Origin of the sequence: Streptomyces sp. NPDC093510 (assembly GCF_040683555.1) — a bacterium.
Taxonomy (GTDB): Bacteria; Actinomycetota; Actinomycetes; order Streptomycetales; family Streptomycetaceae; genus Streptomyces.
Genome location: NZ_JBFBEE010000010.1, coordinates 33225 through 48119 on the forward strand (window position 1 = coordinate 33225; position 14895 = coordinate 48119).

A 14895-nucleotide genomic window follows, 5' to 3' on the forward strand; every position below is an offset into this window, starting at 1 on the left:
TCACGGCGCGCGCCGCCGCAGTGGCCCCACAATGACCCCATGCCTGAGTACCTGGAACTCGATCTGGCCGGGGCCGCGCTGCGCGTCGAGCTCGCCGACGTGGGGCAGCCGGCCGAACCCGGCGGCCTGCCCGACGAGTTCGGCGTGCCCGCCCCCGTCTCCACCGGCGGCGGCCGGGGCGTGGCCCTCGCCGCCGGGGCGCTGCGGGCGACGCTGAGCCCGCTCGGCCCGCTCCTGGACGAGGTGCACGCCTCGGTGTCCCGGGCCCAGGAGCCGCCCGAGGAGTTCACGGTCGAGTTCGGCATCGAGGTGGGCAAGGACCTGAAGCTCGGCATCGTCGGCCTGAAGGGGGCGGCCACCATGACGGTGTCGGCGACGTGGCGGCGTACGGAGAATCCGGGCTCCGGGACCTAGCCGTGGGCTGGTTCAAGGCGGCGCAGGGGCCGCCGCCGGTGGTCGCGGTGCTGGGGCGGCACGGCGACGCGGCCGTCGGCGCGGCCGCGCTGCTCTCCCCCGGCCGCGCCCTGACCTGCGCGCACGTGGTCAACGAAGCCCTGGGGCGGCCGCCGCTGAGCGGGACGAGGCCCGCGGACGAGGTGCTCCAGGTGGGGTTCGACCGGCGTACGGTGCGGATCAAGGCGCAGATCGAGGTGTGGGTGCCGCCCCGGCGCTCCTCCGCGGCCTGGGAGGGCGACCTGTGCGTGCTGATGCTCGCCGAGCCCGCGCCCGCGGGCGCCGAGCCGGTCGTCTGGACGGAGATGGCGGAGGGCCAGTCGCTGCGGGCCTGGCACGGCTGCGGGGAACCGATCACGTTCGCGGACACCGTGCTCAAGCTGCTCGACGGCGACGTGGGCTATCTGGACGGGCCGCTGTCGGGGGCCGCGATCGGGCCCGGATTCAGCGGCGGGCCGCTCTGGACCGATGCGGGGGACAGCGCTGCCGGGCTCGTCGTCGGACAGCTCGGGCAGCCGGACGCCCCCGCGCAACCCGGCCGGACCCTGCGGCGCACCTGGGCGCTGTCCTGGCAGGCCGTGCGCGAGCAGCTGTACGCGGCGGGGGCGGCCGCGGTCGTGGACGACTGCCGTACGCTGCGCGCCGCCCCGCAGGACGACCCGCTGGGCGACCCGTCGGGCGAACCGCTGCGTGCCGAACTCAGCGAGCTGCTGCGTTCCCTGCTGCCCGACCCCGCGGTGCGCGCCGAGCACGCCCGGCGGCTCGCGACCGAGCTCGGCCTCGCCGTGCCCACGGACGGTTCGGCGCCGCGCGCCGAGGAGTTGACCGCCGTCCTGCTGACCCGGCACCGCGCCCTGCCGACGCTCAGCGAATCCCTGCTCACCGCCGGGCCCTACGGCGCACGCCCCGAGCGCCTGACCACCCTGCTCGGCACCGGACGGGCCATCGAGGCGGCGGGGCTGCTCTCCCGTGGCGAGTACGCCTTCCTGGAGGAGCACCTGACACGCGTCGTCGTGGCCGATCCGACGCTGCCCGCCCGCGCCGCCCAGGAGGCGCTGCGCTACACCCCACTGCCCGCGGCCCTGTGCACCGCACGGCTGTCCGTGACGGCGCTGGGGCAGGTCATCGCGGACCTGGAGGAGTACCAGGACGGCGGCTGTGTGCCGGCGGGCACGCCGCGGGTGCCCGCGCTCGTGCACCTGGTCGAGTTCGTCGCCGCGGCGGCGGGCGGTCCCGTAGGGGAAGCGCTCGGCCGCTGGAGCGAACGGGTCTGTGCCCGGCTCGGCGTGCACCCCGCGGCCCGCGATCAGCGCAGGGCCGACGCCGCGCGCTGGGCGGGCGCGCGGACGCCCCAGGTGACGCGGCTGCTCGCCCGGCTCACCAGGGTCTCGCCCGAGGGGGAGGGCACCGAGCCGGCCGAGCGGTACCGGTGCAGGCTGTGGCAGGAGCACGAGGGCGGCACGGTGCGTCGCCTGGAGACCGGTGCAGGGGACGCGCCGCTCACGCCGGAGCAGGTCGGCGCGCTGATCCGTGAGGGTGCCGAGCGCTCCGGTGACGGGCAGCCCGCCGTGGCCGTCGAGGTCGACCGCGCCGGGCTCCATCTGCCCGTCGACGAGTGGGACGCGGGCAGCCCCAACGAATTCGTGCCGAGCCTCCCGCTCGGCGCCTCCTTCCCGCTCACCCTGCGCTGCCCGGAGATGAGCCGCCGGGTGCCGCGGCGCGACCCGGAGCACCGCCGCCGCTGGGGCGACGGGCACGGCAGGCCCCTGGTCATCGACCCGAGCTGCGCCGACGGGCGGCAGGTCGCGGCGCTCCTCAGCTCCACCCACCGCGACGCCAACCACGTCGTCCTGCACGGCCCGCCCACGCTCCGCGCCCAGCTCCTCGACCTCTGTCTGGCCCTCGGCGTCCCCGTCGTGCTCTGGGACCGCGAGGCCGAGGGACACGACCACGCCGACCGTCTCGATCCCCTGGCCCCCACCGGGCAGCTGTACGAACTCCCCTTCCGTGTCCACCGGTTCAGGGCGTCCGCGCTGCCCGACCCCACCGGGCTCCTGGCCCGCCCCTCCCTCGTATGGGAGGACTCGGCCCGACAGGACGGCACGGTTGGCGACCACGAGCCGACACTCACGGACCCCGACACGCCGCGCCCGCTTTCCGACGAAGGAGTACGCAGTTCATGACCGCAGACCGGCAAGGCGACTGGCGGCTCTTCCGCGGTGACGGCGACGCCCGGCACGTCGACTTCCCCGAGGCCCCGCCGTGGCGCCGCTTCACCCCGGCGGACGGCGCGCCAAAGCCGCGGCCCTACCTCATCGGCCCCGACGAGACGGAGGTGGTCAACGCCGCGCTGATGCTGCGCCGCCCGCTCCTGGTCACCGGTCATCCCGGGACCGGCAAGTCGTCCCTCGCGCACGCCGTCGCGCACGAGCTGACGCTGGGCCGCGTGCTGACCTGGCCGGTCAACAGCCGCTCCACCCTGCGCGACGCCCTCTACGGCTATGACGCGATCGGCCGCCTGCGGGAGTCCAACCTGAGCCGCGCGGACGCCTCGGGAGACGCGCCCGAGCCGACCGAGGGGCCCGACATCGGCTCGTACGTCCGGCTCGGACCGCTCGGTACCGCCCTGGTCCCGGGCGAGCGCCCGCGCGTCCTGCTCGTCGACGAACTCGACAAGGGAGACGTCGACCTGCCGAACGACCTCCTGACCGTGTTCGAGGAGGGCGAGTTCGAGATCCCCGAGCTGGCCCGGCTGCCCGAGGACCAGTCGGACGTCGACGTCCTCACCATGGACCCGCGGGTGCGGGCACGGGTGACGCGGGGGCGGGTGCGCTGTTCCGAGTTCCCCGTGGTGGTCATCACCAGCAACGGCGAACGCGAGTTCCCGCCCGCGTTCCTGCGCCGTTGCGTACGCCTGGATCTCGCGGAGCCGGACGAGCAGCGGCTGCGGGACATCGTCGAGGCGCACCTCGGCGACGCGGCGCTGGACGGCGTCGACGACCTCCTGCGCACCTTCCTGGGCCGCCGTGCCCCCGGCGAGCTGGCCACGGACCAGCTCCTGAACGCCGTGTTCCTGCGCAAGGGGGGCCTCGACCTGCCGCCCGGCGCCCTGCTCGACGCGGTGCTGCACCGGCTGGGCGGGACGGTCTAGGAGTGCGCGACGACCCCGCCGACCTCTTCGGACGTGTGCTCAAGGCGTCCGCCGCTCGGGCACGGGCGCAGCAACTGCGCCGGGCTCTGGAGGCGTTGGCGGGCAGCGGCGTACAGCTCGCGCAGGAGGAGCTGCTCGACGCGCTGTGGCTGGCGGAGCGGCTGCCCAAGGGCGCGTCGACGTCGCTGGCGCGTGCGTCGGGGACCATCACGCCCGCCCGTCAGGCGTACGGCGACGGGTGGCTGCCACCGGCCGTCGGCCCCCGGGCGGAGCCGCGGCCCGCACAGCCCGGCCCACCCCGTCAGGGCGAGGCCGACGCCCGGTCCCTGCCGTCGGCGCGGTCCCGCCCCGCCGAGCGACCGCTCCTGGACATCGATCCCGACGACGAGACCACGGCGTTGCTCTCGACCAGGACCGTCCGCATCCACAAGCCCGTGAGCGATCAGTATGGCGGCCTGTACGGCGGTACCGCCCCCGACCGCGCCCCGCGCCCCCGCACCGCGCCCGCCCGCACCGTCCGAGCGCCCGGCACCCGCGCCCTCGGCTCCCGCCAGCTCCAACTGGGCCGAGCGCTGCGCCCGTTGAAGCAGACCGTGGGCGACCACAGCCGCTGGGAGCTCGACGAGACGGCCACCGCCGACGCGACGGCCCACAGCGGCCTCACCGACGCCGTGCTGCGCCCCGCCCGCGCGCGCTGGCTGCACCTGACGCTGCTGGTGGACGACGGCGCGTCCATGCTCCTGTGGCAGCGGCTCGCCACGGAGACACGGCTGCTCCTGGAGCGCAGCGGTGCCTTCCGTGACGTACGCGTACACGGCCTGGACACCCGTACGCCCGGCGCGCCGCTGCTCGGCCGGCGCCCCTTCACCCCCGGCACCGCCGTGCTGCCGCCCGCCACCGTGACCGATCCCGGCGGCACCACACTGATCCTCGTCCTCAGCGACGGCGTCGGCGCGGCCTGGCGGGACGGCCGGATGCCCGGACTCCTGCGGCAGTGGGGGCGGTTCGGGCCGACGGCCGTGCTGCACACGCTGCCTCCGGAGCTGTGGGACGGTTCGGGCATCCGTGCCGAACGCTGGCAGGTCACCACCCGGCGGCGCGGTGCGCCCAACCTCACCTGGGAGGTGGCTGATCCGGTGCTGCCGCCGGGGCTCGCCGCGTACGACGGCGTGCCGGTACCGGTGCTCACGCCCGAGCCCGCGGCGGTCGGCGCCTGGGCGGATCTGGTCGCCTCTCCCGGGGCGAGCGCGGTCCTGCCGCTCCTGTCGGCGCCCTTCGAGATCGCTCCGGAGCCGCTCGCCGACCTGGCCGCGGGAGAGCGGGTCCTGCGCTTCCGGGACACGGCCTCCCCGCAGGCGTACCGTCTGGCCGCCCATCTCGCCGGGATGGCCCCCGTCTCCGTACCGGTGATGCGGCTCGTACAGGAGGCGCTCGGCCCGGACGTGCGGACCGGGCATCTGGCGGAGGTGTTCCTGAGCGGCCTGCTGCGGCGCTGCGACGATGTCGCCGAACTCGCGCCGCAGCACCGCAGTTACGACGTCACGGCCGAGACCAGGGAGATCCTCCTGGATGCCGCCCCGGTACGGGAACTGCTGCGCACGAGCCGGTCGGTGACGGACCGGCTGGGCCGACTCGCGGGCCGGTCGGCCGACTTCCCCGCCTGGCTGGCCCACCCCGAGGGGGCCGCGCGGGCCGGTGGCGGGGCGCGGCCGTTCGGATGGGTGGACGAACGGCTGATGCGGCGGCTCGGGGTGGGCGTGCCGCGTCCGGTGCCGGTGGAGCCCGCCGAGCCGGAGCTTCCGCCGTACATCGACGCGCCGGGCTCGGAGTGGCTGGGGCTGCTGCCGGGCAACCCCCGGTGGGCGGGCCCCTGGCGGCTGTTCGCCCGGCATGCCGGCGCGCGGTCGAGCAGTGGGATGTTCCTCGGCCGCCGGGCCGACGGCGAGGTCGCGGCGATCCGGCTCACCCGGCCGAATTCCGTGCGCCGCGCCTCGCTTCCCCGGCAGGCGCAGGCCCTGCGGCTGCTGGCCGGCGGACGGGCGCCCGGGGTGGTCGGCATGGACCCGGGGGCGACGCCGCACTGGCTGGCCACGGAGCTGCGGATGACGGACGGCCGCCCGGACCTGCACCTCGAAAGTCTGACGGCGGCCGGCCGACGCTGGTCCGATCCACGGGAGTTCGCCGAGCTGGGGCACCGCATCGCCGACACCCTCGCCCGGGCCCACATGCGCGGGATCGTGCACGGAGATCTGGTGCCGAGAAGGGTGCTGATCACGCCGGACGACGTATGCGTCACGGGGTGGTGCGTGCAGGAGCACGCGGACGGAACCGAGCACGACATCTCCAAGCTCGGCCTCCTGCTGACGAGCGCGGCGGGCGGCGCCGTCCCCGCGCCCTTCACCGACCTCGTCCGGCGCTGCTCCTCACCCCTGCTCGACCAGCGGCCGACCGCCGCCGACGTCGCCTCCCGCTTCGAGGCGTTCCGCCACGCGAACGCCCGGCCTCCCGCGCCGCGCGACAGGCGTGCGGCCCGGCTGACCGTGCCCGTCGGCCGCGACGAGCACGGCGCCGATGTCGTCCTGGACATCCGCGCGATGGGCCCGCACGGCGTCGTCCAGGGCACCGACGAGGACTGCTCCACCGTCCTTGAGGGAATCGTGCGCAGCCTGGCCGACCGCTACCCGCCGTCCGCGGTCCGCTTCTACCTGCTCAACTCGACCGACCAGTACCTGCGTTCCGGTACGAGCGGCACGCTGCCCCACATCGTCACCGGCGCCATTCACCCCTTGGAGGACACCCTCGAAGCGGAGCGCGCCCACCGTCGGGCGGTGCTCGCCGCCGCGCGGGCGGCGGGCGCCCCGCGCCCGGACCTGACCAGCCTGATCGTGGTCCTCGGCGCGCAGGGGCTGCACGGCGACATGGCGTGGCTCGAGGATCTCGACATCCACCTCCTGCTCGTCGAGGGTCCCCGGCGGGGGCCGGTCGACTTCGACTTCCGCATCGATCTCACCCGCCGCGGCGGGCCGGTGCTCCACCACTCGGGCGCGCCCGGGTCCGGTGTCCCCTTCCTGCTGCCGCTCCCCCGCCGCGTGCCCCACGAGGCCCTGCTCGCCGCCGTGTTCCGTTCCGCCGTCGACCACGGCGTCCGGGGCCATCACGAGGAGGCGCTCGCCTGGCTGGAGGATCTCGGCACCCGCCAGCTCGAACGCCTCGGCCCGAACCACCCCCATCTGCTGGTCACCCGGCACGAGATCGGTCACCTCCAGCTCGCCCTGGACCGCCTGGACGACGCGCTGGGCACCTTCGCCGTCTGCGCGACGGCCCGCGACGCCGTGCTCGGCAGGGAGCACGTCGACACCCTGCTCACCCACCAGATGCGGGCCTTCGTGCTCTTCCGCCTGGGCCGCCACGACGAGGCGTACACGATCTGCCACACCGTGCTGCCCCTGTGGGAGAGCGTCCGGGGCCCGCTGCACCCCGACACCCTGCTGTGCCGCCACAACCTGACCGCCGCCCTCATCGTCCTGCGCCGCCACGACGAGGCCGTCCGCCAGGCCCGCGCCACCCACGACGGACGCCGGACCGCCCTCGGCGACCGGCACCCGGACACCCTCGCGAGCGGCCACGCCCTGGCCCTCGCGCTGAGCGGCGCGGGAAACACCCTGGACGCACACGACGTGGCGAGCAGCGTCCTCGACGCTCGCGCCGACGTCCTCGGCCACGACCACCCCGACACCGTCGCGACCCGGCGCCTCGTGAAGGACCTCCTGCGCCCCCAGGGCTGACGAAGCGCCCCGGTTACCCTTCCCGGATGACCCTTCAGGACTTCGCCACGTACATCGCGGGCCTCCCCCGCGTCCTCGTCGGGGCCGCCACGCTCTTCCGGGACGCGGAGGGCCGGGTGCTGCTCGTCGAGCCCAACTACCGCGAGGGCTGGGCGCTGCCCGGCGGGACCGTCGAGTCGGACGACGGGGAGACGCCGCGGCAGGGGGCGCGCAGGGAGACCCTCGAGGAGATCGGGCTCGACGTGGAGCCGGGACCGCTGCTCGTGGTCGACTGGGTGCCGCCGGGCCCCGTACGGCCCCGGCCGCCGCTGATCGCGTACCTGTACGACGGTGGCGTACTCGGCACCGAACAGCTCAAGTCGATCAGGCTGCAGGAGGAGGAGCTGCTCTCCTGGCGCCTCGTGGCCGTCGAGGACCTGCCGGAACACCTGCCCGACGAGCTGGGCCGCCGGGTCGCCGCCGCGCTGGACGTGCTGGCGCGCGGCGAAGGACCGGCGGAGCTGGAGAACGGGCACCGGGTCGGCTGACCCGGCCCCCGCGACCGGGCGGGGCTGTCAGAACAGCGCGTCCTCGGCCTTCCTCGCCGCCCCGCCCTCGAAGGCCAGCAGCCGCTGCTTGCGGTCGAGCCCGCCGCCGTACCCCGTCAGGCTGCCACTGGCGCCGATGACGCGGTGGCAGGGCACGAGGACGCTGATCGGGTTCTTCCCGTTGGCGAGGCCGACCGCGCGTGAGGCGTTGGGCTTGCCGAGGGCTGCGGCGAGTTCGCCGTACGTACGGGTCTCGCCGTAGGGAATCTGCAGGAGCTCGTGCCAGACCGTGCGCTGGAACGGCGTGCCGTCGAGCCGCAGCGGCACGTCGAACTCCGTCAGCTCCCCGGCGAAGTAGGCCTCCAGCTGGCTGATCGCCTCGCCGAACGGCGCCGGGTCGCGGTCGCCGAAGGTCTCCTCGGGCGGGCGGTGGCGCTGCTCGGTCATGTAGAGGCCGCTGAGCACGCCGTCGGTGGCGACGAGCGTGAGCGGCCCGTAGGGGCTGTCGATGAGGGTGTGCAGACGTTTCATGAGTGAAGTCCCTTACTCGGGGATCGAGTTGATCGGGTGGTCGTCGGTGGCCCACAGGTACTGGACCGCGTATGCCCGCCACGGTCGCCAGGCGGCGGCGCGCGCGGTGAGCGCGGCGGGGGTGTGCGGCAGGCCCAGCTCCCGTGCGGAGCGGCGGATGCCGAGGTCGGAGGGGAGGAACGCGTCGGGGTCGCCGAGCGCCCGCATCGCGATGACCTCGACCGTCCAGGGGCCGAAGCCGGGGAGCTCGGTGAGCCGCGCGCGGGCCTCGTCCCAGTCGCTCTCCACACCGAGGCCGATGCTGCCGTCGGCGAGGTGCCGTACCAGGCTCGTCAGGGTGGAGCGGCGGCTGCGGGGCAGCGCGAGGGAGTCGGGGTCCAGCGCGGCGAGTTCCCGAGGGGTGGGGAAGAGGTGGGTGAGGCCGCCCTCGGGGTCCTCGACGGGCCGGCCGTGCGCGGTGACTAGGCGCGCGGCGTGGGTGCGGGCGGCGGCCGTGGAGACCTGCTGGCCGAGGACGGCGCGCACGGCGAACTCGGCCTCGTCGACGGTGCGCGGCACGCGCCGCCCCGGCGCCTTGTCGACGAGCGGGGCGAGCAGCGGGTCGGTCCTCAGCCGGTCGTCGACTGCGGCCGGGTCGGCGTCCAGGTCGAGCATGCGGCGGCAGCGGCTGATGGCGATGGTGAGGTCGCGCAGGTCGGTGAGGCTCAGCCGGCAGCCGATGTGGTCGGGGTGCGGGGTGAAGGCGACGACGCCGTGCCCGTGGGGGAGGCTCAGGGTGCGGCGGTACGCCCCGTCCCGCCACTCCTCGACGCCGGGCACCGCGGTGGCGATGAGGTGCCCGAAGAGGTTGTCGGGGTTGAGGGGCGCGCGGAACGGCAGCCGGAGCGAGAGGACACCGCCGGCCGCGCCGGTGGGCGGGGTGCCGGGCTGCTTCGGCGCGCGGGCGCGCAGCTCGCCGGGGGCCAGCGCGAAGACCTCGCGCACGGTGTCGTTGAAGGTGCGGATCGAGGAGAATCCCGCGGCGAAGGCGATCTCCGCCATGGGCAGCGCGGTCGTCTCGATGAGCAGCCGGGCGGTCTGCGCGCGCTGGGCGCGGGCGAGCGCGAGGGGTCCGGCGCCGAGCTCGGCGAGCAGCTGGCGTTCGATCTGCCGCGGGCTGTAGCCGAGGCGGTCCGCGAGGCCGGGGACGCCGTCGCGGTCGACGACGCCGTCACCGATGAGGCGCATGGCGCGGGCCACGAGGTCGGCCCGCTGGTTCCACTCGGGAGAGCCCGGGCTGCTGTCCGGGCGGCACCGCTTGCAGGCCCGGAAGCCGGCCTGCTGGCAGGCGGCGGCGCTCGGGTAGAACGTCATGTTCTCGGCCTTGGGCGGCACGACCGGGCAGCTGGGACGGCAGTAGATCCGCGTGGTGACGACGGCCGTGTAGAACCAGCCGTCGAAGCGGGCGTCCTTCGACTGAACGGCGCGTACACAGCGCTCTGTGTCGGTGTGCATGCCGTCCAGGATCGCGGGTCCGGCGCCGCGTGGCTGGCGAGAATCCGACATCGACGTCGTGCTGCCAGGAGCCGCCGTGCCTCCTACACCCGCTCCGCCTCCGCGAGCGCCGCGGCGAACGCGTCGTGGGCCGCCTTGTCGAAGAGCACGAACCGCACCTCGTCGAAGAGAGAGGGGTCGGCTGCCTCCCGGACCGCCCGGACCGCGGTTCGGGCCGCGTCGTCGAGCGGCCAGCGGTAGACGCCGGTGGAGATCGCGGGGAAGGCGACCGTACGCGCGCCCAGCTCGGCGGCGACCCGCAGGGCCTCGCGGTGGCAGGAGACGAGCGACTCGGAGCGGTCCTCGGTGGCGGACCAGACGGGGCCGACGGTGTGGATCACGTACCGGGCGTCGAGCCTTCCCGCGGTGGTGGCGACGGCGCGGCCGGTGGGCAGCCCCTTGCCGTGGTCGGATGCGCGCAGGCGGCGGCAGTCGGCGAGGATGTCGGGGCCGCCGCGCCGGTGGATGGCGCCGTCGACGCCTCCGCCGCCCAGCAGCGAGGAGTTCGCGGCGTTCACGATGGCGTCGGCGGTCTGCTGGGTGATGTCACCCTGGACGAGAGTGATCCGGACGGTCATGGCTGTCTCCTGAGCGTCTTCCACACGGCCTTCGCGGCATTGTGCCCGGACATGCCGTGCACGCCGGGGCCGGGCGGTGTCGCGGAGGAGCAGAGGAAGACGGCGGGGTGCCGGGTGGCGTACGGGAAGAGGGAGGGTTTGGGCCGCAGCAGCAGTTGCAGTCCGCTCGCGGCGCCGCAGGCGATGTCGCCTCCGACGTAGTTGGCGTTGTGCGCGGCGAGTTCGCGCGGGCCCGCCGTGGCGCGGGCGAGGACGCGGTCGCGGAAGCCGGGCGCGAAGCGCTCCAGCTGGCGTTCGATCGCGTCGGTGAGGTCGCCGTCCCAGCCGTTCGGGACGTGGCCGTACGCCCAGAAGACGTGCTTGCCGTCCGGGGCCCTGGAGGGGTCGACGACGCTGGGCTGCACGGTGATCAGGAACGGTACGTCGGGTGCGCGCCGCGTGCGCGAGGCGGCGTGCAGCGCGGTGCCGATCTCCTTGCTGCTCGCGCCGATCTGCACGGTCCCGGCGACGCGCGGCTCCTCGGCGGTCCAGGGGACGGGTCCGTCGAGTGCGTAGTCGATCTTGAAGACGCTCGCCCCGTACCGGTACCCGTCGTAGGCGCTGCCGAGTCCGGCGATCCTGGCGAGGGCGGTCGGCGAGGTGTCGAAGACGTAGGCGCGGGCGGGCGGCAGGTCGTCGAGCCGCTTGACTTCGTAGTCCGTGTGGACGGAGCCGCCGAGGTCCTTCAGATACGCGGTGAGGGCGTCGGAGATGGACTGGGAGCCGCCGCGGGCGACGGGCCAGCCGCGGGCGTGGGCGGCCAGCGCGAAGACCATGCCGACGCCGCCGGTGATGATGCCGTCGAGCGGCGCGATGACGTGCGCTACGAGGCCGGCGAACAGTGCGCGGGCCCGGTCGTCGCGGAACCGCCGCATCAGCCACGTCGACGGGGGCAGCCCCGCGAGTCCGAACCGGGCGAGGGTCACGGGGTCCCGCGGCAGCGAGCTCATCGGCAGGGACATGAAGTCCCGCAGCAGCACGTCCCACCTGGGCAGGAAGGGCTCCACCAGCCTTCGGTACGCCCCCGCGTCGCGCGGCCCGAAGGAGGCGGCGGTCTCGGCGACGGAGCGGGACAGGACGGCGGCCGAGCCGTCCGGGAAGGGGTGCGCCATGGGCAGCTCGGGCTGCAGCCACTCCAGTCCGTACCGCCCGAGGGGCATGGCGCGGAACGCCGGGGAGTTGATGCCCAGGGGGTGGGCGGCGGAGCAGGGGTCGTGCCGGAAGCCGGGCAGCGTCAGCTCCTGCGTGCGCGCACCGCCCCCCACCGTGCTCTTCGCCTCGAAGACGGCCACGGAGAAACCGCGGCGGGCCAGCTCGACGGCAGCGGTCAGCCCGTTCGGTCCCGCCCCCACGATGACGGCGTCCAGCATCGACGGCACCTTCGGACTCCTTTGTCAGCCGATGGCCTCTGCCGCCCAGGATAGGGCGGGGTGCTCACGCCACCCGTCGGGCCCCTCTCAGGCGGCGCCCGCGAGGAGGTCCGCGACGCGGCGGGCCGTGGCGGCGTCGCGGGCCGCCGTGAACGGCAGGGCGTTGCCCCCGCCGATGCGGAACGGCTCGCCCGTCAGCGTCAGGTCGGCGCCGCCCGCCTCGGCCACGAGCAGCAGCCCCGCGGCGTGGTCCCAGTCCAGCTCCCAGGAGAACGCGACGGCGTCCAACTCGCCCTTGGCTATGGCGAGGTACTCCAGTCCGGCCGAGCCGCACGGCCGCGGGCGCACGCCCTCGACGCCGAGGCCGAGCAGGGCCCGCTTCTGCTCGTCCGTGGTGTAGTCCGGGTGGGAGGTGGCCACCTGCACGTCGGTGCCCGCCTCGGGTGATCCTGCCACCAGCCGCTCGCCGTTCAGCCAGGCGCCCCGGCCGCGGACGGCGACGGCGAACTGCTCCAGGACCGGCGCGTACGTCCAGGAGGCCTGGACCTCACCGCCCACCGCGAGGGCGACGAGCATGCAGAACGCCGGGTCGCCGTTGACGAACTGCCGCGTCCCGTCGACGGGGTCGACGATCCAGACGGGCGCGTCGCCGTGGATCGCCTCGTACGTCGACGGGTCGGCGTGCACCGCTTCCTCGCCCACGACGACCGAGCCCGGCAGCAGGGCGGCGAGGTCGACCGTCAGCTGCTCCTCCGCGCGGCGGTCGGCGACGGTCACCATGTCGTGGGGGCCGCTCTTCTCGACGACGTCACCCTCGGCGAGCTGCCGGAACCGGGGAGTGACCTCCGCCGCGGCGGCCTTGCGGAGGGCGTCTTCCACGTCGCGCACCCCGTGCGCCAGAAAGTCTTCGATCATGCGTCCATGAGAGCACGCCTCGCTGACATCCCGTACGGCCTCGGCAAACGGGCCCTTAATCCCTGGTGAATCCCGTGCATCCGACCTGACGTCCCTGCCCTAGCGCCCCACCGCGTACCCCTGCATCCCGCGCGCGTTCGCCGCCGCGGACAGCACTCCGCTCCGGGGATCGCGTGCGACCGCGCACAACCGTCCCTCCGACCACGCGCCCCCGACGACCACGTCGTGCCCCCTGCGCCGCAGCTCGTCCACCACCTCGGGGTCCGTGCGCGACTCCACCGCGAGGCTTCCGGGGTGCATCCCCCGCGGGTGGAAGGAGCCGGGGAACGACTCCGTGTGCCAGTTGGGGGCGTCGATCGCGCCTTGGAGGTCCGGTCCGCCCCGCACGGCGTCCCGCAGCGCCACCCCGAGGAAGAAGTGGACCTGCCACTGGTCCTGCTGGTCGCCTCCCGGCGTGCCGAAGGCCAGCACCGGCACCCCGTCCTTCAGCGCCAGTGACGGCGAGAGCGTCGTGCGCGGGCGCCTGCCGGGCGTGAGCGAGTTCGGCAGCCCTTCCTCCAGCCACGCCATCTGCAGCCGCGTGCCCAGCGGGAACCCGAGCTCGGGCACGACGGGGTTGGACTGCAGCCATCCCCCGCTGGGCGTCGCGGACAGCATGTTCCCCCAGCGGTCGACGATGTCGATGTGGCACGTGTCGCCGCGCGTGCCGCCGTCCCCGGCGACGGTGGGCTCTCCCGCCCCTGCCGCCGCCGTGCCGCCCCAAGTGTCGTTTCCCGCGGTCTCTCCCGAGGCCACCGCGTCCGCGTGCGCGGAGAGCCGGGGCGTCCGCCCGCCGGGCGCGCCGGGCCGCAGCCGGTACGAGGCCTTGTCCCCGACGAGCCGCCGCCGCAGCGCGTTGTACTCGACGGAGAGCAGCTCACGCACCGGCACGTCCTCCCCCGCGTCCCCGTACCAGGCCTCCCGGTCCGCCATGGCCAGCTTGCAGCCCTCGACGAGGAGGTGGACGTACTCGGCGGACCCGTACGCCGGGAGCTCCGCGATGTTCCTGGGCAGCAGCGCGAACTGCTGGAGGAACGCGGGGCCCTGGCTCCAGCCGCCGGCCTTGCAGAGCGTCCAGCCGTTCCAGTCGTACGTGACGGGGTCCTCGTAGGAGGCGCTCCAGCCACGCAGGTCGTCCGCCGAGAGCGTGCCCACGTGCCGCTCGCCGCTCGTGTCCATGGTGGGCCGCCCGGCCTGCCGCACGAGCGCCTCGGCGACGAACCCGCCGCGCCACACCTCACGCGCGGCCTCTATCAGCGCCACCCGCGACCCGTCGGCCGCCGCGGACTCCGCCTCCGCGAGCAGCCGGCGCCAGGTGGCCGCGAGCGCGGGGTTGCGGAACAGCTCGCCGGGGCGCGGGGGCACGCCGCCGGGGAGGTACACCTCGGCCGACGAGGGCCATTCGGTCTCGAAGAGCTCCCGTACCGTCTCCACGGTCTCGCCGACCCGCTCCACGGGGGCGTGCCCGTCCTCCGCGTACCCGATGGCGTACTTGAGGACGTCCGCGAGGGGTTTCGTGCCGTGGTCCCGCAGGAGCAGCATCCACGCGTCGAAGGCGCCGGGCACGGCGGCGGCGAGCGGGCCGGTGCCGGGCACCAACTCCAGCCCCAGGGAACGGTAGTGGGCCACCGTGGCACCGGCGGGCGCGCAGCCCTGCCCGCAGAGCACGCGCACCTCTTCCCCCTCGGGCGCGAGGATGATCGGGACCTCGCCCGCGGGCCCGTTGAGGTGCGGTTCGACCACGTGCAGGACGAACCCCGCGGCGACGGCGGCGTCGAAGGCGTTGCCGCCGTCCTCCAGGACGGCCATGGCGGACTGGGAGGCGAGCCAGTGGGTGGACGACACCATGCCGAAGGTGCCCTGAAGGGTGGGGCGGGTAGTGAACATACGGGCTCTCACCTCGGTGCTTCCGCGCATCGGCCGAACCGATGGGCGCTCAGGATCGGTCCTGGGGAGAATCTGGGGAGTTCGGGC

11 protein-coding genes are annotated in these 14895 nt (G+C 74.9%); 5 read left to right on the top strand and 6 right to left on the bottom strand.

The annotated features are described in order from the left end of the window. The first annotated feature begins 39 nt into the window (after positions 1 to 39). From AB0N81_RS17440 to AB0N81_RS17460, 5 genes are read left to right on the top strand one after another with little or no spacing between them, the layout of a single operon-like run. The gene (locus AB0N81_RS17440) at positions 40 to 414 is read left to right on the top strand and encodes a CU044_2847 family protein (protein ID WP_365359052.1); all 375 of its coding nucleotides are present in this window, start codon (positions 40 to 42) and stop codon (positions 412 to 414) included. Between the two features lie 2 nt (positions 415 to 416). Continuing rightward, entirely contained in the window at positions 417 to 2636 is a 2220-nt protein-coding gene (locus AB0N81_RS17445; protein WP_365359054.1) for a hypothetical protein, read from the top strand. After that, positions 2633 to 3604, top strand: a complete 972-nt coding sequence (locus AB0N81_RS17450) for a MoxR family ATPase (RefSeq protein WP_365359056.1) — start codon at positions 2633 to 2635, stop codon at positions 3602 to 3604. The genes AB0N81_RS17445 and AB0N81_RS17450 overlap by 4 nt, the downstream gene beginning before the upstream one ends. Before the next feature lie 2 nt (positions 3605 to 3606). Next, positions 3607 to 7389 (top strand): SAV_2336 N-terminal domain-related protein, encoded by a 3783-nt coding sequence (locus tag AB0N81_RS17455; protein WP_365359058.1) that lies wholly within the window; start codon positions 3607 to 3609, stop codon positions 7387 to 7389. Positions 7390 to 7415: 26 nt separating this feature from the next. Further along, positions 7416 to 7916 carry an NUDIX hydrolase gene (locus AB0N81_RS17460; RefSeq protein WP_365359060.1) on the top strand — a complete coding sequence of 167 codons (501 nt, stop codon included), beginning with the start codon at positions 7416 to 7418 and terminating at the stop codon, positions 7914 to 7916. Positions 7917 to 7943: 27 nt separating this feature from the next. Here the strand turns inward: AB0N81_RS17460 and AB0N81_RS17465 are convergent, their stop codons facing one another. The 6 genes from AB0N81_RS17465 to AB0N81_RS17490 all read right to left on the bottom strand — a co-directional run bounded on the left by AB0N81_RS17465 (position 7944) and on the right by AB0N81_RS17490 (position 14808). After that, positions 7944 to 8447 (bottom strand): methylated-DNA--[protein]-cysteine S-methyltransferase, encoded by a 504-nt coding sequence (locus AB0N81_RS17465; RefSeq protein ID WP_365359062.1) that lies wholly within the window; start codon positions 8445 to 8447, stop codon positions 7944 to 7946. A 12-nt stretch (positions 8448 to 8459) separates the two neighbouring features. Beyond that, positions 8460 to 9941, bottom strand: a complete 1482-nt coding sequence (locus AB0N81_RS17470) for an AlkA N-terminal domain-containing protein (protein WP_365359064.1) — start codon at positions 9939 to 9941, stop codon at positions 8460 to 8462. 83 nt (positions 9942 to 10024) lie between these two features. After that, the gene (locus tag AB0N81_RS17475) at positions 10025 to 10558 is read right to left on the bottom strand and encodes an O-acetyl-ADP-ribose deacetylase (RefSeq protein ID WP_365359066.1); all 534 of its coding nucleotides are present in this window, start codon (positions 10556 to 10558) and stop codon (positions 10025 to 10027) included. After that, entirely contained in the window at positions 10555 to 11967 is a 1413-nt protein-coding gene (locus tag AB0N81_RS17480) for an NAD(P)/FAD-dependent oxidoreductase (protein WP_365359487.1), read from the bottom strand. The genes AB0N81_RS17475 and AB0N81_RS17480 overlap by 4 nt, the downstream gene beginning before the upstream one ends. A gap of 87 nt (positions 11968 to 12054) precedes the next feature. After that, the gene (locus tag AB0N81_RS17485) at positions 12055 to 12882 is read right to left on the bottom strand and encodes an inositol monophosphatase family protein (RefSeq protein WP_365359068.1); all 828 of its coding nucleotides are present in this window, start codon (positions 12880 to 12882) and stop codon (positions 12055 to 12057) included. 99 nt (positions 12883 to 12981) lie between these two features. After that, a complete protein-coding gene (locus AB0N81_RS17490) occupies positions 12982 to 14808 on the bottom strand; it encodes a gamma-glutamyltransferase (RefSeq protein ID WP_365359070.1) in 1827 nt (608 codons plus the stop codon). Between the last annotated feature and the right edge of the window lie 87 nt (positions 14809 to 14895).